Source organism: Streptomyces sp. NPDC050528 (assembly GCF_044457795.1).
In the GTDB taxonomy this organism is placed as follows: Bacteria; Actinomycetota; Actinomycetes; order Streptomycetales; family Streptomycetaceae; genus Streptomyces.
The window spans coordinates 419,428-437,611 of sequence record NZ_JBITHH010000001.1; the positions used below are offsets into that span (position 1 = coordinate 419,428).

The following is an 18,184-nucleotide window of genomic DNA, read 5'->3' on the forward strand; positions in this document are numbered from 1 at the left end:
CGGACGGTCACGACGCGCGGGCGAACAGGTGCCTGCGGGGGCCTTCGGTATGCACCTCGCCCTCGGCGGCCTGGCGGGCCTGCTCGCGGCGGGCGGCGCGGGCGCCGCGCACGGCCTCCCGGGCCAGCCGCTCGTTCGCGGCCTGCCGGCGGAGTTCGGCGGAGCGGATCTGCTGGAGTTCGTACTCGTACATCTCAAGTCCCTTGGTGGAGGCGGTTTTTCGGGCTTCGCTTCTTGCGATGCCTCAACCTTCGTCTCCAAGGGGGGTCCGCCACATCGGGAGAGTTCCGCATCTTGCGGGGCCGGACGGGCCTTAGACATGCGTGAGGGGTCTTAGGGCCTCCGTAAGGTACTTACGGAGGCCCTAAGACCCCTGGTTACGTGCGGGGGCGCGAGCCGGCTGTCAGGTGGCCGACGGCAGGCTGAGCAGGACGTCGGTGTACTTCAGGACGGCCAGGAGCAGTCCTACGACACCGAGCGCGACGCCCGCCCAGGCGACCGACTTGATCCAGGTGGCCTGCGGCTTGCCCGGGGTGCCGAACGCGGGCCGGACGAGGGCCGCGACACCGACGAGCGCGCCGACCAGGGCGAAGATGCCGGCCCACAGCGCGGTGGTGTGCCAGGCGTCGCCGTAGACCTCCTTGATCTGGGTGGCCACGCTCGCGGTGGAGGCGGTGTGGAGCTGGCCCACGAGGGTCTCGCGGGCGGCGGCGACGGTGCCGATCCAGCCGCCGGAGAGCGAGATGAAGCCGAGCGCGGCGGAGACCACGGCGGCTGCGCCCTGGCCGACGCCGGAGGGGCCCTCCTCGGGGTGCTCCAGCTGGAGCTTCGCGAGCTCGGCCGCGTACTCCTCCTCGGTGAGGTCGTCCTCGTCCTCGGCCGCCGCCTCGGCGTTCTCGGTCTGGTCGTCCGCCTCCTGCGCGGTCACAGCCTCGTCGGTCTTGGTGACATCGACGGTCTCCGCGTCGCTCTTCACCTCGGTGGCCTCGTTCGCGGCCTCGTCAACAGTCTTGGTACCCATGGTGCGCACGGTAGGGGTGAAGTCTGAGAAGTTCCTTAAAGATCGCTGTGTTGCGCACGCGCGCGTGCCTCGCGCCACTCGGGGGCGAGCACGGACCACACCTCTATGTCGTGTCTTACGCCCCCGTAGGGGTGGGACTCGCGCAGGACCGCGTCCCTGGTCATGCCCATGCGGCGGGCAACATTCAGGCTCTTCTCATTGCCCGCGGCGGCGTGCCATTCGACGCGGTGGATGCCGCGCTGGTCGATCGCGAAGTCGATGAGAATCCGTATCGCGCGGGTGATCAGCCCGCGCCCGGCAGCGGCGGGTTCCAGCCAGCAGCCGACCTCGCAGTTGCCCTGGTCGGCGTGGAAGTTCAGGAAGAGGACACCGCCGACGAGCTTGCCGTCCAGCCAGATGCCGTGCAGGGACGCGCTGTCGGCGGCACGCAGGTCGGCGTAGCGCTGGAGCATGGCCCGCGCGGAGTCGACGTCCGTCTCCTTCGAGCCGAAGGAGATGAACTGTCCGATGAACTCCCGGCCGCGCTCCAGGTGAGCGAAGAACTCCTCGGCGTGCCACGGCTCCAGGGGACGCAGTTCGGCTCCGTCGTCACCCAGGGATATCGCGTACATCCTGCTCCTGCTCCTCGGCCAGGACGTCCGCCACCTCGGCGTCCGTCGCGGCGGCCAGCCTCTCATGGGCGGCGCGGCACTCGGGCGGCTCGATGCTGATGCGGGGCAGGACCCGGTCGAGGCCCCGGGGCAGCCACCAATTGGCACCCCCCAGGAGGTGCATCAGGGCCGGCACCAGGAGGGTGCGAAGGACGAAGGCGTCGAGTGCGACGGCGGACGCGAGGGCGATGCCGAACATGGCGATGACGCGGTCGCCGCTGAGCACGAAGGCGAGGAAGACCGAGATCATGATGACGGCGGCCGAGTTGATCACCCGGCTGGTCTCGGCGAGGCCGACGCGGACGGCACGGCGGTTGTCGCCGGTTTCCAGCCATTCCTCGTACATCCGGCTCACCAGGAAGACCTGGTAGTCCATGGAGAGCCCGAAGAGGACCGACACCATGATCACGGGGAGGAAGGGTTCTATGGGCCCGGCGCGTCCCAGGCCGAGGAACTCGCTCCCCCAGCCCCACTGGAAGATCGCGACGACGACCCCGAAGGCGGCGGCCACGGCGGCGACGTTCATCGCGGCGGCCTTGAGCGGGATGCCGATCGACCGGAAGGCCAGCAGGAGCAGCACACAGCCGAGCGAGATGACGACCCCGACGAACAGCGGGAGCTTGCCGACGATCACATCGGCGAAGTCGTCGTAGCTCGCCGTCACTCCACCGACGTGGATGTCGAGCGAGGTGCCGGTCTCGGCCCGGGGCAGGACCTCGGTGCGCAGCCGGTCGACGAGGTCACTGGTCTTCTGCGACTGCGGTGCCGAGTCCGGTACGACGCTGAAGTACCCGGTGGAGCCGCCGGCGTCGTAGGTCACCGGGGTCACGGAGGCGACGCCCTCGGTGGTGCGCAGGGTGGCGTCGAGGTTGTCGAGGGTGAGCTTGTCCTCGGCTCCGTCGATCTTCGTGACGAGGGTGAGGGGGCCGTTGACGCCGGGGCCGAAGCCGGTCGCGAGGAGGTCGTAGGCCTGGCGGGTGGTCGAGGACTGGGGGTCGTTGCCCTGGTCGGAGGTGCCCAGGTGGAGGGCGAGGGTGGGCAGCGCGAGGACGGCCATCACGACCAGGGCGACGGCGCCGAGCGACTTCGGGTGGCGCTCGACGAACGCGGACCAGCGGGCGGCGAGGCCGGTGGGGAGCTCCGGCTGGGGCCCGTGTTCGGCCAGCCGGCGCCGTTCGCGGCGGCTGAGGGCGCGGGGGCCGATGAAGGACAGCAGGGCCGGGAGAAGCGTCACAGAGGCCGCGACGGTGAGCACCACGGTCAACGAGGCGGCGATCGCTACCCCGTTGAGGAAGCCGAGCCGCAGGATCAGCATCCCCAGGAGGGCGATGCACACCGTGGCGCCCGCGAAGACGACCGCGCGCCCGGTGGTGACGACCGCGTTGGTGACCGCCTCGGTGACGGACAGCCCGCGTTTCAGCCCGCGCCGGTGCCGGGTCACGATGAACAGGGCGTAGTCGATGCCGACGCCGAGCCCGATCAGCATGCCGAGCATCGGCGCGAAGTCGGCGACGGTCATGGCGTGCCCGAGCAGCACGATCGCCGCGTACGCGGTGCCGACGCTCACCAGGGCGGTACCGATGGGCAGCAGGGACGCGGCGAGCGACCCGAAGGCGAGGAACAGCACGAGAGCGGCGACGGCGACCCCGACGATCTCGGCGGTGTGCCCGCTCGACGACTCGGTGAGGGCGATGGCACTGCCGCCCAACTCGACCTGGAGTCCGTCGACTTGGGCCGCCTTGGCCACGCGGACGACGGCCTGCGCCTCGGACTTGTCGATGTCCTCGGCCGGGTGCGCGAAGGTGACGGTGGCGTACGCGGTGCGTCCGTCGGCGCTGATCCGGCCGGTGCCCTGGCCGTCGTAGGGGCTGACCACGGAGGCGACTCCGGGCAGGTTCTCGATCCTGTCCAGGGCGGCGGTCATGGTCTGTTCGACGGCGGCGGCGCGGACGGAGCCGGGTGAGGTGCGCCAGACGACGGTATCGCTGTCGCCGCCGAGACCCGGAAACCCCTCCTTGAGCAACTGGGTCGCGCGGCCCGACTCGGTGCCGGGGGCCTCGTAGTCGTTCGAGTACGCCGAGCCGGTGACGGCGGCGGCCGCGGTGACCCCGCCGAACGCGAGGAGCCACAGCAGGACGGCGACAAGGCGGTGCCGAACACACCAGCGGGCAAGGGCTGCCACGAACGTGCTCCCGGGGAAGGCGAATTGTGGATCTTTGACCGGGAATCCTGGTTCAAGGGATGAACAGCCCGCAAAGAACGCATGAGCAATACGGGGCCCACTCTTGCAGCAGAAAATGATCGTTCATGACGTTCGTGCGCCGAATCACGGGAGTGGGAGCCAGATCACAGGACAGTAACGGCAACTCTGTAGCCCCGACTGCCACCTTGACTGCCGGCTCAGTCGAACTGGTCCCCCAGCGCCATCACCATCGCCCCGACGACCAACAGCCAAAGCGCCCGTCTGGTACGGCCCCTGGACCCGAGCACCGACGCGAGCGCACACACCGCGGCGCCCACCGCGTAGGCGGCCGGGACGAGCACCGGCGCGGCCCCGCTCGCCCGCAGCACCGCCGCGGCCACGCCCGCGAGGGCCAGCACGGCACCGGTCAGCGCGGCCGTCCAACGGGCCCGTCGCGCGTCCAGCGCCGGGTCCCCGAAGTCCGGTGTCTCGGAATCTCCGCGTCCGTCCATGGCGGGCGAGGGTAGCGCCTCCGCCTGAGAAACCTGGTGCGCGGCCAACCGACGTCCTCCACAATCTCGTTGCTTCCTCACAGCAACCTACGCAGAACCGGAGGACCGCGTTCACCGATGCCCGACACCGACCTGACCGCCCGCCTGACCCACCCCCGCTACCCGCGCAGCAGCACCTACGACGCCCGCTGGACCATCGAGAACCAGATGGGCCCCCACGCCCTGTGGCTCCTGGAGTGGCTGGCCCCGGCCCTCGGCCTGGACACCCTGCGCCCCGGCGCGCGCGTGCTCGACCTGGGCTGCGGCCGCGCCATGACCTCCGTCTTCCTCGCCAAGGAGTACGACCTCCAGGTCACCGCCGCCGACCTGTGGGTGAAGCCCGAGGAGAACGCCGTACGGATCGCCGAGGCGGGTGTCGCGGACCGGGTCCTCCCCCTCCAGGTGGAGGCGCACGACATCCCCTTCGGGGAGGGCACGTTCGACGCGATCGTGTCGATCGACGCCTATCAGTACTTCGGCACCGCCGACCTCTATCTGCCCACCCTGACAAAGCTGTTGAAGCCGGGTGGCCGGATCGGGATCGTCGTCCCCGCCCTCCAGGAGGAGCTGGAGGGCGACGAACCCCCGGAGCACCTCAAGCCCTTCTGGGACCCCGGTTTCTGGGCGTTCCACTCCCCCGCCTGGTGGCGCCGCCACTGGACCCGCGGCGGAACCGTGCACGTCGAGACCGCCGACTGGCAGCCCGACGGCTGGAAGGACTGGCTGCTGTGGAGCGAGGTGTGCGCCGAGGAGAGTCCGTACGCATGGATGGCGGACATGGCGCGCGACTCGGTCGAACTGGTCCGAGCCGATGAAGGCCGCACCCTCGGCTTCGCCCGGATCGTGGGCCGCCGGACGTGATGACACACCTAGGGGGTGCATCGCAACCGATGCACCCCCTGGGGCTATTGATTTCCTACGGCTGATTTCCTACGGCCGTATCAGCCTTCGCTGACGCCCAGTTGCTCCAGGATGAGCTCCTTAACGCGGGCCGCGTCGGCCTGGCCGCGGGTGGCCTTCATGACCGCGCCGACCAGCGCGCCGACCGCCGCGACCTTGCCGCCGCGGATCTTGTCGGCGACGCCCGGGTTGCCGGCGATGGCCTCCTGGACGGCGGTGGTGAGGGCGCCGTCGTCCGAGACGACCTTCAGGCCGCGCTTCTCGACGACCTCGTCCGGGGTGCCCTCGCCGGCGAGAACGCCCTCGATGACCTGGCGGGCGAGCTTGTCGTTCAGGTCGCCCGCCGTGACCAGCGCGGTGACCCGGGCGACCTGCTCCGGCGTGATGGGCAGCTCGTCGAGCGCCTTGCCCGACTCGTTGGCGCTGCGCGCCAGTTCGCCCATCCACCACTTGCGGGCGGAGGCCGCGTCGGCACCGGCGTCGATCGTGGCGACGATCGGGTCGATGGCACCGGCGTTGAGGATCGACTGCATGTCGAACGCGGTGATCCCCCACTCCTCGCTCAGCCGGTTGCGGCGGGCCAGCGGCTGCTCGGGCAGACCGCCGCGGATCTCCTCGACCCACTCGCGCGAGGGGGCCACCGGAACGAGGTCCGGCTCCGGGAAGTAGCGGTAGTCCTCCGCCTCCTCCTTCACGCGGCCCGAGGTCGTCGACCCGGTGTCCTCGTGGAAGTGGCGGGTCTCCTGGATGATCGTGCCGCCCGAGTTCAGCACCGCGGCGTGGCGCTGGATCTCGAAGCGAGCGGCACGCTCCACGGAACGCAGCGAGTTGACGTTCTTCGTCTCGCTCCGGGTGCCGAACTTCTCGCGGCCGTGCGGGCGCAGCGACAGGTTCACGTCGCAGCGCATCTGCCCCTGCTCCATGCGGGCTTCCGACACACCGAGCGCCCGGATCAGCTCGCGCAGCTCGGCGACGTACGCCTTGGCGACCTCGGGAGCACGCTCGCCGGCGCCCTCGATCGGCTTGGTGACGATCTCGATGAGGGGGATGCCGGCGCGGTTGTAGTCGAGCAGCGAGTGCGAGGCGCCGTGGATACGGCCCGTCGCGCCGCCGACGTGCAGCGACTTGCCGGTGTCCTCCTCCATGTGGGCGCGCTCGATCTGCACCCGGAAGGTCTCGCCGTCCTCCAGCTGTACGTCGAGGTAGCCGTTGAAGGCGATCGGCTCGTCGTACTGGGAGGTCTGGAAGTTCTTCGGCATGTCCGGATAGAAGTAGTTCTTCCGGGCGAAGCGGCACCACTCGGCGATCTCGCAGTTCAGCGCGAGGCCGATCTTGATCGCGGACTCGACGCCGATCGCGTTGACGACCGGGAGCGCGCCGGGCATGCCGAGGCAGGTCGGGCAGGTCTGCGAGTTGGGCTCGGCGCCCAGCTCGGTCGAACAGCCGCAGAACATCTTGGTCTTGGTACCGAGTTCGACGTGGACTTCGAGGCCCATGACGGGGTCGTAGGTCGCCAGGGCGTCCTCGTACGACACCAACTCGTCGGTCGTGGTGGTCACGGTGAAAAGTTCCCTCTCAGCCCAGCAGGACGTCGTCGTCGCCCAGCCGCTTCAGCTCGCGGTACAGGATGGCGAGGCCGGTGACGATCGCGACGGCGGAGACCGTGGCGTCGATCAGACGGAGCGTGTCGTGCTCGGTGCGCGCCTTCTTGATCTGCTTGGCGACACCCAGCGCGCCGAACGCGGTGGTGGCGATGGACACATAGGTGCCGGACTTGGACTTCTTGAAGCCCTTGGCCTTCGACAGTGCGTTGCTCACAGCGACGGTGCCTCCTCAAGCAGCGGGTGGCCCCACTTTTCCACGAAGGCGGCCTCGACGGCGGCGCCGACCTTGTAAAGCCGGTCGTCCTTCAGCGCCGGGGCGATGATCTGCAGCCCGACCGGGAGACCGTCCTCCGGCGCGAGACCGCAGGGCAGCGACATGGCCGAGTTGCCCGCCAGGTTGGTCGGGATGGTGCACAGGTCCGCGAGGTACATCGCCATCGGGTCGTCGGCACGCTCGCCGATCGGGAAGGCGGTGGTCGGCGTGGTCGGCGAGACGATCACGTCGACGCTCTCGAACGACTTCTCGAAGTCGCGGGTGATGAGCGTACGGACCTTCTGGGCGCTGCCGTAGTAAGCGTCGTAGTACCCAGAACTCAGCGCGTACGTCCCGAGCATGATGCGGCGCTTCACCTCGGGGCCGAAGCCCGCCTCACGGGTGATCGAGGTGACCTCTTCGGCCGAGTGGGTGCCGTCGTCGCCGACCCGGAGGCCGTAGCGCAGACCGTCGAAACGGGCCAGGTTCGACGAGCACTCGGAGGGCGCGATCAGGTAGTACGCCGACAGGGCGAGGTCGAAGGACGGGCAGTCCAACTCGACGATCTCGGCGCCGAGTTCCTTCAGTACGGCGACGGCCTCGTCGAAGCGCTGGATGACGCCGGCCTGGTAGCCCTCGCCGCGGAACTGCTTGACGACGCCGACGCGCATGCCCTGCACGCTGCCGTTGCGGGCGGCCTCGACGACCGGCGGGACCGGGGCGTCGATGGACGTCGAGTCCAGCGGGTCGTGTCCGGCGATGGCCTCGTGCAGGAGCGCCGCGTCCAGGACCGTACGGGCGCAGGGCCCGCCCTGGTCCAGGGAGCTGGAGAAGGCGACCATGCCGTAGCGGGAGACCGCGCCGTACGTCGGCTTGACGCCGACCGTGCCGGTGACGGCGGCCGGCTGGCGGATGGAACCGCCGGTGTCCGTGCCGATCGCGAGCGGCGACTGGAAGGAGGCGAGCGCGGCGGAGGAACCGCCACCGGAACCGCCGGGGATCTTGGTGAGGTCCCAGGGGTTACCGGTAGGCCCGTAGGCGCTGTTTTCCGTACTGGACCCCATGGCGAACTCGTCCATGTTGGTCTTGCCGAGGATGACGACGTCGGCGGCCTTCAGCCGCTTGGTGACGGTCGCGTCGTACGGCGGGATCCAGCCTTCGAGGATCTTGGAGCCGACCGTGGTCGGGATGCCCTCGGTGGTGAAGATGTCCTTGAGCGCGAGCGGTACGCCGGCCAGCGGGCCGAGCTGCTCGCCCCGGGCCCGCTTCTCGTCGACGGCGCGGGCCTGCGCGAGGGCGCCCTCGCGATCGACGTGCAGGAAGGCGTGCACCTTCGCGTCGACTTCGTCGATCCGGGCGAGGTGGGCCTCGGTGACCTCGACGGCCGTGAGCACGCCGGACGCGATGTTCGCGGCGATCTCGGCGGCGGTGAGCCGGATGATGCTGCTGTGGTCCGTCATGGTGGTTAGTCCTCCCCCAGGATCTGCGGCACCTTGAAACGCTGCTGCTCCTGGGCCGGGGCGCCGGAGAGCGCCTGCTCGGGGGTGAGCGAGGGACGGACCTCGTCCGCGCGCATGACGTTCGTCAGCGGCAGCGGGTGGGAGGTCGGCGGTACGTCTTGGTCGGCGACCTCGCTGACGCGGGCGACCGCGCCGATGATGTCGTCCAGCTGTCCCGCGAAGTGTTCGAGCTCTTCGGGCTTCAGCTCCAGACGCGCCAGCCGGGCGAGGTGGGCGACCTCCTCGCGCGTGATGCCAGGCATGCAGCGTTCCTCTGGGGTGAGTGTGTGTGGTTTGGCGCCAATCCTATGGGGCGGGGGCCCTCAGCCGTTAAACGGTTTCACCGGGACCCCGGTCACCGGGTCCCGCGGTGACGACTTGGTGACCGGAAATGAGGAGTACGGCTCGGACGAGTCAGACAAGGAACAGCAGCACGGCGCTGATCAGTACAACGATCGCCGTGGCGAAGTGGATCCCGAAGGCCACCGCTTTGGCTCCGCCGTGGCGCAGCACTATCAGGGTGTCGCCGAACGGCACGAGGGCCACGCAGAGCATGAACCAGGCCTCGGCATGCGCCCCGGCGAAGGCCAGCACCGCGAGGCCCACCAGACCCAGCGTGCCGTCCCTGAGGCCTTTGATCGTGAGGTAGGCGCCGGCGTCACCGGAGGGATCGGCCGGGACTCCGTACCCGGCAGCGGCGGGGCCCGGCTGGAACAGGAACCGGTAGCCCAGGAACAGGCAGAACAGGTCGAGCACGACGGCCAGGGTGTACGCGGTGATGGTCACGTCACTTCTCCTCACGGCTGTTTTCTAGCAACGCTAGCTTCAAGAGCGAAGCTAGCAGAGCACCGAAAGAAACGCTAGCGATGCTAGAATCCCGGGCATGACGATTCAGACGCGCCGGGAGCGCGAGCGGGCCGAGCGGGAGCAACTGATCGTCTCGGCCGCACGCGAACTGGCCGAGACGGAGGGCTGGGACGCGGTGACAACCCGCCGCCTGGCAGCCGAGATCGAGTACAGCCAGCCCGTCCTCTACAGCCACTTCAAGGACAAGGGCGCGATCATGGCGGCGGTGGCGGTGGAGGGCTGCGCGGTGCTGGCCGCCGAGTTGCGTACGGCGCGCACGGCGGCGAAGGGCACGCGTGGGGCGCTGAGCGCGGTCGGTGAGACGTACACGTCATTCGCGCGCCGCCGCCCGGCCCTCTACGACGCGATGTTCACGCACATGGTGGACCTGCCGTTCGCCACCCCGGAGGCACCGGCGCCCTTGCAGGCAGCCTTCGGCGAGATCTTCCAGGCCGTCGAACCCATCGCGGCCGAGGGCGACGACCCGGGCCTGCTGACGGAGACGTACTGGGCGGGCCTCCATGGACTGGTGACGCTGATGCGCAGCGGCCGCCTACCGGAGAAGGCCCACGAGCAGCGGCTTGCGTTGCTGATCGCCCACTTCACAGCAGGGGCGAGCTGACCCACCCAAGGGGCGCGGGGCTGTGTCAATTTGCGGCTCCGCCGCGTGGGCGCGACCAGCCACAACCGGGCCGCAGCCGCGACCAAACAGAAACCCCCACCCCACTAGGCGCGAAAGGTCACCCGATCCGCCCCGGATCATCGGCCGCAGCCGAAGGCAAGGCCGCAGGCAACGCAGCCCGAGGCCGCTGCCACCCCCGAGACCCCCGCGCCCGCAACCACGCCGTCATGTCCTCGGGAGGCATCGCCGCAGCAACAAGCCACCCCTGCACCGCATCACACCCGAGGTCCCGCAACCGCTCCCACGTCTCGTCGTCCTCAACCCCCTCGGCAACGACCAGCAGCCCAAGGGAATGCGCGAGATCAACGGTGCACCGAACGATCTCCGCGTCCTCCGTGTCCACCGCGAGCCGAGCCACGAACGACCGGTCGATCTTCAACTCGCTGACCGGCAGCCGCCGTAGATGCACCAGGGACGAATACCCCGTACCGAAGTCGTCGAGAGACATCTTCACGCCGTGCCCGGTCAGCCCGTTGAGGGTGTCCGCGGCGCGCTGCGGGTCCTCCAGGAGGACGTGTTCGGTGATCTCCAGCTGGAGCGAGCCCGCCGGAACGCCGTGCCGGGCAAGGCGCGCGGCGACCGAGCCGGCGAACCCGGGGGTGTGGACGTCGCGCGGGGAGACGTTCACCGCGACCGGCACGAACAGCCCCTGGGCACGCCACCGGGCGACCTGGGCGAGAGCCGTGTCCAGCACGTACTCCGTCAGATGCGGCATCAGCCCGGACGACTCGGCGATCGCTATGAACTCGTCCGGCGGCACCTTCCCCCGCTCCGGATGCACCCACCGCACCAGCGCCTCCAGCCCGGCCACCTGACCGTCGAAGCGCACCTTGGGCTGGTAGTGCAACTGCACCTCGTGCGCGTCGAGCGCCCGCCGCAGATCCCCCAACAGACCCAGCCGGTCAGGGGTGTTGGAGTCCCGCTTGGACTCGTAGACCTCTACGCCCGTCCGGTCCCGCTTCGCCTGGTACATCGCGACGTCCGCCCGGCGCAGCAGCCCCTCGGCGTCGAGGGCGTGGTCGGGGAAGACGGCGACACCCGCGCTGGCCTCCAGGACGAGGGTGAGCCCGTCGAGGTCGAGTGGGGAGCTGAGCGCGGCGACGAGGTTGCGGGCGACCCGGGTCGCGGACGTGGTGGAGTCGGCGACGGGCAGCAGGACGGCGAACTCGTCACCGCCGAGCCGCGCGGCCTCCGCCCCGCGCGGCAGCGCCACCCGCAGCCGGTCGGCTATCTGCAACAGCAGCCGGTCACCGGCGAGATGACCCAACGTGTCGTTGACCGACCGGAACCGGTCCAGGTCGATCAGCATGAGCGCGGCCTTGGCTCCGATGCGCTCGGCGTCGTCCAGGGCGGTCCAGATGCGCTCCAGGAGCCACTGCCGGTTGGGCAATCCGGTGAGCGGGTCGCGCAGTTGTTCCTCGGCCCGGGCCCTGGCCATCCACAGGGTGGAGTCGAGCGCGATGAGCGGGATCGAGAACAGGGGCAGCAGGACCGGCTGCGCTACGGCGACCACGCAGATCAGCGGTGCGATGCCGAGCAGGGCTACGGCGACCAGGCCCTGTCTGAGCAGGGCGGTGCGGGCGACGGTGGGCAGTCCGCCGTGGCGCGGGGCGTGCAGATACCAGAGCAGGGTGCGGGTCACGGCGAGATACGCGACGGCGACCAGCACCACCTCGGGGGCGGTGTAGACGGTCCAGGTGTCCGGGTTCCAGGGCGTCTCGACCGACGGCACCCGGCCGAACACGCCCAGCACGAGTGCGCCGGCGGCTATGCCGAGGATGTCCACCGCGCCGTGCAGGACGCCTTGGCGCCAGCGGTTGCGCCGGGCTATGCCGACCAGGACGACGACGGTGAGGCTGACCATGCCGGCGGCGACCCAGCCGTAGAGCAGCAGGACGCCGAGGGTGAGGGCGGCGCCCGAGCCGGTGCCGCCCCACCAGCGGGCGCGGCCCAGCGCGACCAGGTGGCCGACGATGATGCCCGTGAGGACGGCCAGCGACCAGCCGACCGTGCCGGACGGGAAGAGCGCGTGGTCGCCGGTGAACGCCCGGAAGAAGCCGGCACCGAGGACGAACGCGGCCGCGACCACGACCGCCGTGGGCAGCGCGGGCCAGGTGAGATGGCGCTCGCCGTCGCCGGGCAGTCCCGCGCCCGGGTCGGTGGAGAGCGGCGCCGAGTGGCGGGCGTCCGGTGTGGAGTACTGTCCGGTGGCGCGCGGCTGGGCGCCCGGACGCTCCACGGGTCGCGCTCCCCAACGACTCTCCCGCCAGGCGCCGGTGACCCGGCGCAGCAGTGAGTCCGGGGGGGCGCTCTCGGTCGGTTCCATTCCCGTCCCTCTCACAGCCGGCGGTGCCCACGCCACGCGGTCCGATGCCCGACTTCCGTCAACGGCACCGCGTTTGGAAAACCCCTCCCCCTGCTCACCAAGAGCAGGGGGTTGCCCCAACCGCAGCTGGGCACGGCAGGTGCACACCTCAACAGTAGGCCGCAGAAGGCTTCCACGGGCAGCGGTCGTAGACGGTTGCCCGAATGCGACCCGGCCACCCGTATGCATCTGGTATGCGCCGATCGGGTGGCCTTCAACCGCCGCACCTCGCTACTCCTCGACCGGAAGCGCGACTTCGGCGGCCGCCTCGGGCCCCTGCTCCAACAGGACGACGAAGCCGTCCTCGTTCAGAACAGGCACCTTGACCTGCATCGCCTTGTCGTACTTCGAACCAGGATTGTCACCTACGACGACGAAAGACGTCTTCTTCGAAACAGAACCGGTCACTTTCGCTCCCCGGCTCTGCAGGGCGTCCTTCGCCCCGTCCCGCGTGAAGTGCTCAAGTGTGCCGGTCACGACCACGGTCAGGCCCTCCAGCGGGCGCGGACCCTCGTCCTCGCCGGAACCCTCGTCCTCCATACGTACCCCGGCGGCCCGCCACTTGCGGAGGATCTCCTGGTGCCAGTCCTCGGCGAACCACTCCTTGACCGAGGCGGCGATGATCTCGCCGACGCCGTCGGTGTCCGCCAGCTCCTTCTCGGTGGCCTGCTCGATCCGCTCGATCGAACGGAACCCGCGGGCCAGCGCCTCGGCCGCGACCGGGCCGACATGACGGATCGACAGGCCGGTGAGGAGGCGGGCGAGCGGGCTGTCCTTGGCCGCCGCGATGGTCTCCAGCATCGCGAGGGCGTTCTTCTTGGGCTCGCCCTGCTGGTTGGCGAAGACCGTGACGATCTTCTCCTCGCCGGTCTTCGGGTCCCGCTTGGGCAGCCCGCTGTTCTGGTCGAGGACGTACGCCTTGATGGGCAGCAGCTGCTCGATGGTGAGGTCGAAGAGGTCGCCCTCGTCGGCCAGCGGGGGGTCGGCGGGCTCCAGCGGCTTGGTGAGGGCGGCCGCCGAGACGTACCCGAAGTGGTCGATGTCGAGCGCCTTGCGGCCCGCGAGGTAGAAGAGGCGCTCTCTCAACTGGGCAGGACACGTACGGGCGTTGGGGCAGCGGAGGTCGATGTCGCCCTCCTTCATCGGCCGCAGCGGCGTGCCGCACTCGGGGCACTCGGCCGGCATCACGAACTCCCGCTCGCTGCCGTCGCGCAGGTCGGCGACCGGGCCGAGGATCTCCGGGATGACGTCACCGGCCTTGCGCAGCACCACCGTGTCGCCGATGAGGACGCCCTTGGCCTTGACGACCTCCTGGTTGTGCAGCGTCGCGAACTCGACCTCCGAGCCCGCCACCGTCACCGGCTCGACCTGGGCGTACGGCGTGACCCGGCCCGTACGGCCCACGCCCACGCGGATGTTGACGAGCTTGGTGTTGACCTCCTCGGGCGCGTACTTCCACGCGATCGCCCAGCGCGGGGCGCGGGAGGTGGAGCCGAGCCGTCCCTGGAGGGGGATCTCGTCGAGCTTGACGACGACGCCGTCGATCTCGTGCGCCACGGAGTGACGGTTCTCGCCGTAGTACCGGATGAACTCCCGTACGCCGTCGAGGTCGTCGACCACCTTGTTGTACGAAGAGGTCGGCAGGCCCCAGGACTTCAGCAGGGCGTACGACTCGGAGAGGCGGGTGAGGGGCTCGAAGCCCTCCAGGGCGCCGATGCCGTGCACGACCATGTGCAGGGGGCGGGTGGCGGTGACGCGCGGGTCCTTCTGGCGCAGTGAACCGGCCGCCGCGTTACGGGGGTTGGCGAAGGGCTTGTCGCCGGCCTCGACCAGGCGGGCGTTGAGCTCCTCGAACTTCTCCATCGGGAAGTAGACCTCGCCGCGGATCTCCACGAGGTCGGGCACGTGGTCGCCGGTCAGGCGGTCCGGGATCTCCGCGATCGTGCGGACGTTGGGCGTGATGTCCTCGCCCGTGCGGCCGTCGCCGCGGGTCGCCGCGCGCGTGAGGCGGCCGTGCTCATACGTCAGGTTGACGGCGAGGCCGTCGACCTTCAGCTCGCACAGGAAGTGGTAGTCGGAGGTGCCCACGTCCTTCTGGACGCGCTCGGCCCAGGCCGCGAGCTCCAGGTCGTCGAAGGCGTTGTCCAAGGAGAGCATGCGGGAGCGGTGGACGACGGAGGTGAACTCCGTCTCGTACGCCCCGGAGACCTTCTGGGTCGGCGAGTCCGGCGTCCGCAGCTCCGGGTGCTCCTCCTCCAACCCCTCCAGGGCGCGCAGGAGTTGGTCGAACTCGGCGTCGCTGACGACCGGAGCGTCGTTCACGTAGTACCGGAAGCGGTGCTCCTCGATCTGCTCAGCGAGCTGCGCGTGCTTCTCCCGTGCCTCTGCGGGCACCGTCGTCTCCGCTTGCTTGTCGCCGGCCACCGTGTTGTCCTTCCGTCACTCAGGGTTGTCCGCGAGGGATCTCGCCGCCCGGACGCAGTGGGCGAGGGCATGGCGCGCGTACTCGGGAGAAGCCCCCGCGAGTCCGCACGACGGGGTGATGGTGACCGACTCCGCGAGAAGTCCCGGTCGCAGCCCCAGCCTGCGCCACAGCGTCCTGACACCCATGACGCTACCGGCAGGGTCTGACAATGCGGTGTCCGTGCCCGGCACGACACCGGCGAAGAGCCGGGTGCCCGCCTCGACCGCCTCGCCGATCACGTCGTCGTCACGCTCGGTGAGGAGCGAGAAGTCGAAGGAGACCCCGGCCGCGCCCGCCCGGCGCAGCAGGGCGAACGGCACGTCCGGTGCGCAGGAGTGGACGACGACCGGGCCGTTCCCGTGCACGCCGACGACGTCGCGGAGCGTGTCCTCGACGAGTTGGCGGTCGCCGGCGCGGTACGTGCGGTAGCCGCTGGCCGATCTGACGTGTCCGCGCAGGACGGCCATGAGGGAGGGTTCGTCGAGTTGCAGGACGATCTGGGCGCCGGGGACGCGGCGTTGGACGTCGGCGAGGTGATTGCGCAGGCCTTCGGCGAGCGAGCCCGCGAGGTCCCGACTGGCGCCGAGGTCGGAGAGCGCGGACTCGCCGTTCCTCAACTCCAGACTGGCGGCGAGCGTCCAGGGCCCCACGGCCTGCACCTTGAGCGGGCCCTCGTACCCCTGGGTGAACTCCTCGAACGCGTCGAGGTCCTCCCCCAGCCAGGCCCACGCCCGCTTCGTGTCCCGTCCCGGCCGGTCCCCGATCCGCCAACCGCTGGGCTCCACACGCGCGTACACCTCGACGAGCAGCCCCGCGGTCCGGCCGATCATGTCCGCGCCGGGTCCCCGGGCGGGCAGCTCGGGCAGGAACGGGAAGTCCTCGAAGGCCCCGGTCGCGGTCTTCGCGGCCTCACGGGCGTCACCACCGGGCAGGGAACCGACACCGGTGGCGGGACCGAAGCTGAACTGGCTGTTGTTGCTCACCCCGGAAGACTACGGAACCCTCCGGGGGTGAAGCAGCGCCCCTGGGGGCTGCGCCCCCAGACCCCGCATCGGCCCTGAAGGGATCTCGTCCTCAAACGCCGGACGGGCTGAGAAATGACCGGCGATTCAACGCAGCCGGATCCTGAGCCGCTCCAGGAACGCGACCATCCGCTCCGGGTCCGCGACCTCCAAGTTGTTGCCGAAGCGGTCGCGCTCCCAGGAGACGTCCGTCCCGCCGTGCACGCTGCCGCTCCCGATGAACTCGCCGTCGGCGTCGAGCAGGGCGATGGTCGCGCTGCCGAAGCAGCGGCAGATGTCGTCGATGAAGGCGCCGGTCGTGGTGAGAGAGCGCAGCTCCGCGAGCTCCTCGGCGTCGAACACCTCACCTCTGAGCCCACGTTCGGCGAGCGGCCCATAGTTGTCGCCGCCTTCGAGGACGACCGCGGCCGCCGTGCGCTCCCAGACCTCGTCGAGCCAGCCCAGGATTTCGGCACCGCTCGCCCCGTTCACCGCCCCGGCCGCACCGTCAGGTCGTTGACCTCCGCATCCCCCGGCAGATCGATCGCCATGAGGATCGTCGTCGCGACCGACTCGGGGTCGATCCACTGGGCGGGGTCGTACGGCTTGCCCTCCTGTTGGTGGACCTTGGCCTGCATGGGGCTGGCCGTGCGGCCGGGGTAGACCGAGGTGACGCGGACGCCGTGGGCGTGCTCCTCGTGGCGCAGGGAGTCGGCCAGGGCCTTCAGGCCGTGCTTGGAGGCGGCGTACACGGACCAGTCGGCGCTCGCGCGCAGGCCCGCGCCGGAGTTGACGAACACCACGTGGCCGCCGGAGAGCCGGAGTTGGGGCAGGAAGTGGCGGGTCAGTTCGGCGGGGGCGATCAGGTTGACGTTGAGCTGGTGGCGCCAGGTCTTCGGGGTCAGGTCGCCCACCGGGCCCAGGTCGACCACCCCGGCGATGTGCAGCAGCGTGTCCACGCGGTCGGGCAGGGTCTGGTGCGAGAACGCCCAGCTGAGTTTGTCCGGGTCCGCCAGGTCGCCCACCAGGGTGCTCGCCCCGGGGTACTCCGCCGCCAGTTCCTTCGCGCGGCCCGCATCGCGCGCGTGGAGCACGAGGTCGTCCCCGCGCACGTGCAGTCGGCGGGCGACGGCCGCGCCGATGCCGGAACCGGCCCCGGTGATCACATGTGTAGCCATGCCCGCCATGCTCGCATCACTCGATGCCCTGGCCCGCGGCGGGAGCCGCTGATGTCACAGCCTCCAGGTAGGCCAGCGCCCCCACCGGCTCCTCCGCGAAGAACACCAGGTCGGTCAGCGGGACGGGCAGGAACCCCTCGTCCTCCATGCGCCGGAACTGGGTCTTCAGGCCGTCGTAGAACCCCGCGGTGTTGAGCAGCACCACCGGCTTGTCGGTGTGGCCGTGCTTCTTCAGCTCCAGGATCTCCGTCGCCTCGTCCAGCGTCCCGGTGCCGCCCACCATGATCACCACGGCGTCGGCCTTCTCCAGGAGCAGCTTCTTGCGTTCGGCGAGGTCGGCCGCGATCACCATCTCGTCGGCACCCGCCCTCGTCTTCGCCGCCAGGAAGGTCACCGAGACGCCCACCAGCCGTCCACCGGCGGCCTGTACGCCGTCGGCGACCACCTTCATCAGCCCGACGTCCGAACCGCCCCACACGAGCGTGTGCCCGCCCTTGCCCAGCAGTTCCGCGAACTCGCGCGCGGGGCGCGTGTAGCGCTCGTCCAGGTCGGCGGCGGAGAGAAACACACAGATCTTCATGTCGTCACCGTACGCGGGAAGAACCAGGGGCCCGCGAGTGCTTTTCCGGTATGGCCCAAGGACACACGATCACGATCGAGCAGGGCGACCGGCGCGTACGCGTCGTCCACGGCGACCAGGTGCTGGCGGAGAGCGACCGCCCCCTGATCCTGAAGGAGACCGGCTGTCCCGTGCGGTACTACCTCCCCCCGGAGGACGTACGCCTGGACCTCCTGACCCCCTCCGAGACCCACACGCACTGCCCCTTCAAGGGCGACGCGTCCTACTGGTCCCTCCCCGACGCGACCGACCTGGTGTGGGCGTACCCCGACCCCAAGCCGGACGTCGCCCAGATCAAGGACCACCTCTGCTTCTACGAAGTAGAAGAGGTGTGACGGAGTAGAAGTGTTGTGACCGATTAGTTCCGCG

19 protein-coding genes are annotated in these 18,184 nt (G+C 70.0%); 3 read left to right on the top strand and 16 right to left on the bottom strand.

The window, feature by feature from the left end; all coding sequences use genetic code 11:
• Nucleotides 1-7 precede the first annotated feature (7 nt).
• The 5 genes from ACIBK4_RS01995 to ACIBK4_RS02015 form a co-directional block, all read right to left on the bottom strand.
• Nucleotides 8-193: a hypothetical protein gene (locus tag ACIBK4_RS01995; RefSeq protein ID WP_398991194.1), complete on the bottom strand. Its 186-nt coding sequence runs from the start codon at nucleotides 191-193 to the stop codon at nucleotides 8-10.
• A 210-nt stretch (nucleotides 194-403) separates the two neighbouring features.
• A complete protein-coding gene (locus tag ACIBK4_RS02000; protein WP_398991196.1) occupies nucleotides 404-1,021 on the bottom strand; it encodes a hypothetical protein in 618 nt (205 codons plus the stop codon).
• Between the two features lie 35 nt (nucleotides 1,022-1,056).
• Nucleotides 1,057-1,632: a GNAT family N-acetyltransferase gene (locus ACIBK4_RS02005; protein ID WP_398991198.1), complete on the bottom strand. Its 576-nt coding sequence runs from the start codon at nucleotides 1,630-1,632 to the stop codon at nucleotides 1,057-1,059.
• Entirely contained in the window at nucleotides 1,610-3,853 is a 2,244-nt protein-coding gene (locus tag ACIBK4_RS02010; protein ID WP_398991200.1) for an MMPL family transporter, read from the bottom strand. The genes ACIBK4_RS02005 and ACIBK4_RS02010 overlap by 23 nt, the downstream gene beginning before the upstream one ends.
• A gap of 218 nt (nucleotides 3,854-4,071) precedes the next feature.
• The gene (locus ACIBK4_RS02015; RefSeq protein ID WP_033282853.1) at nucleotides 4,072-4,365 is read right to left on the bottom strand and encodes a hypothetical protein; all 294 of its coding nucleotides are present in this window, start codon (nucleotides 4,363-4,365) and stop codon (nucleotides 4,072-4,074) included.
• A gap of 117 nt (nucleotides 4,366-4,482) precedes the next feature.
• Between ACIBK4_RS02015 and ACIBK4_RS02020 the strand changes: the two genes are divergently transcribed.
• Nucleotides 4,483-5,265 (top strand): SAM-dependent methyltransferase, encoded by a 783-nt coding sequence (locus tag ACIBK4_RS02020; RefSeq protein WP_398991202.1) that lies wholly within the window; start codon nucleotides 4,483-4,485, stop codon nucleotides 5,263-5,265.
• Nucleotides 5,266-5,345: 80 nt separating this feature from the next.
• Here the strand turns inward: ACIBK4_RS02020 and gatB are convergent, their stop codons facing one another.
• The 5 genes from gatB to ACIBK4_RS02045 form a co-directional block, all read right to left on the bottom strand.
• Nucleotides 5,346-6,863, bottom strand: a complete 1,518-nt coding sequence (gene gatB, locus ACIBK4_RS02025; RefSeq protein WP_398991204.1) for an Asp-tRNA(Asn)/Glu-tRNA(Gln) amidotransferase subunit GatB — start codon at nucleotides 6,861-6,863, stop codon at nucleotides 5,346-5,348.
• Nucleotides 6,864-6,879: 16 nt separating this feature from the next.
• Nucleotides 6,880-7,122 (bottom strand): hypothetical protein, encoded by a 243-nt coding sequence (locus tag ACIBK4_RS02030; protein ID WP_019068646.1) that lies wholly within the window; start codon nucleotides 7,120-7,122, stop codon nucleotides 6,880-6,882.
• Entirely contained in the window at nucleotides 7,119-8,621 is a 1,503-nt protein-coding gene (gatA, locus tag ACIBK4_RS02035; protein WP_398991206.1) for an Asp-tRNA(Asn)/Glu-tRNA(Gln) amidotransferase subunit GatA, read from the bottom strand. Before gatA ends, ACIBK4_RS02030 begins: the two co-directional genes overlap by 4 nt.
• A gap of 5 nt (nucleotides 8,622-8,626) precedes the next feature.
• The gene (gene gatC / locus ACIBK4_RS02040; protein WP_007384860.1) at nucleotides 8,627-8,923 is read right to left on the bottom strand and encodes an Asp-tRNA(Asn)/Glu-tRNA(Gln) amidotransferase subunit GatC; all 297 of its coding nucleotides are present in this window, start codon (nucleotides 8,921-8,923) and stop codon (nucleotides 8,627-8,629) included.
• 151 nt (nucleotides 8,924-9,074) lie between these two features.
• Nucleotides 9,075-9,446: a DUF4267 domain-containing protein gene (locus ACIBK4_RS02045; RefSeq protein WP_398991208.1), complete on the bottom strand. Its 372-nt coding sequence runs from the start codon at nucleotides 9,444-9,446 to the stop codon at nucleotides 9,075-9,077.
• 97 nt (nucleotides 9,447-9,543) lie between these two features.
• On the opposite strand from ACIBK4_RS02045, the gene ACIBK4_RS02050 reads away from it, so the two are divergent.
• Nucleotides 9,544-10,128 carry a TetR/AcrR family transcriptional regulator gene (locus ACIBK4_RS02050; protein ID WP_398991210.1) on the top strand — a complete coding sequence of 195 codons (585 nt, stop codon included), beginning with the start codon at nucleotides 9,544-9,546 and terminating at the stop codon, nucleotides 10,126-10,128.
• 118 nt (nucleotides 10,129-10,246) lie between these two features.
• Here the strand turns inward: ACIBK4_RS02050 and ACIBK4_RS02055 are convergent, their stop codons facing one another.
• The 6 genes from ACIBK4_RS02055 to ACIBK4_RS02080 all read right to left on the bottom strand — a co-directional run bounded on the left by ACIBK4_RS02055 (nucleotide 10,247) and on the right by ACIBK4_RS02080 (nucleotide 17,776).
• Nucleotides 10,247-12,514, bottom strand: a complete 2,268-nt coding sequence (locus ACIBK4_RS02055) for a putative bifunctional diguanylate cyclase/phosphodiesterase (RefSeq protein ID WP_398991212.1) — start codon at nucleotides 12,512-12,514, stop codon at nucleotides 10,247-10,249.
• A 270-nt stretch (nucleotides 12,515-12,784) separates the two neighbouring features.
• Nucleotides 12,785-14,977: an NAD-dependent DNA ligase LigA gene (gene ligA / locus ACIBK4_RS02060; RefSeq protein ID WP_398991214.1), complete on the bottom strand. Its 2,193-nt coding sequence runs from the start codon at nucleotides 14,975-14,977 to the stop codon at nucleotides 12,785-12,787.
• Nucleotides 14,978-14,992: 15 nt separating this feature from the next.
• Entirely contained in the window at nucleotides 14,993-16,000 is a 1,008-nt protein-coding gene (locus ACIBK4_RS02065; RefSeq protein WP_398991216.1) for a methionine synthase, read from the bottom strand.
• Between the two features lie 126 nt (nucleotides 16,001-16,126).
• On the bottom strand, nucleotides 16,127-16,510 hold the full coding sequence (locus ACIBK4_RS02070) for a hypothetical protein (protein ID WP_398991218.1): 384 nt from the start codon (nucleotides 16,508-16,510) through the stop codon (nucleotides 16,127-16,129).
• Complete coding sequence (locus tag ACIBK4_RS02075; protein ID WP_398991220.1) at nucleotides 16,507-17,205, bottom strand: SDR family oxidoreductase; 699 nt, start codon at nucleotides 17,203-17,205, stop codon at nucleotides 16,507-16,509. The genes ACIBK4_RS02070 and ACIBK4_RS02075 overlap by 4 nt, the downstream gene beginning before the upstream one ends.
• Nucleotides 17,206-17,212: 7 nt before the next feature.
• A complete protein-coding gene (locus ACIBK4_RS02080; protein WP_398991222.1) occupies nucleotides 17,213-17,776 on the bottom strand; it encodes a TIGR00730 family Rossman fold protein in 564 nt (187 codons plus the stop codon).
• A 50-nt stretch (nucleotides 17,777-17,826) separates the two neighbouring features.
• Between ACIBK4_RS02080 and ACIBK4_RS02085 the strand changes: the two genes are divergently transcribed.
• Nucleotides 17,827-18,150, top strand: coding sequence for a DUF427 domain-containing protein (locus tag ACIBK4_RS02085; RefSeq protein ID WP_366434167.1), 324 nt, complete (start codon nucleotides 17,827-17,829; stop codon nucleotides 18,148-18,150).
• Nucleotides 18,151-18,184 lie beyond the last annotated feature (34 nt).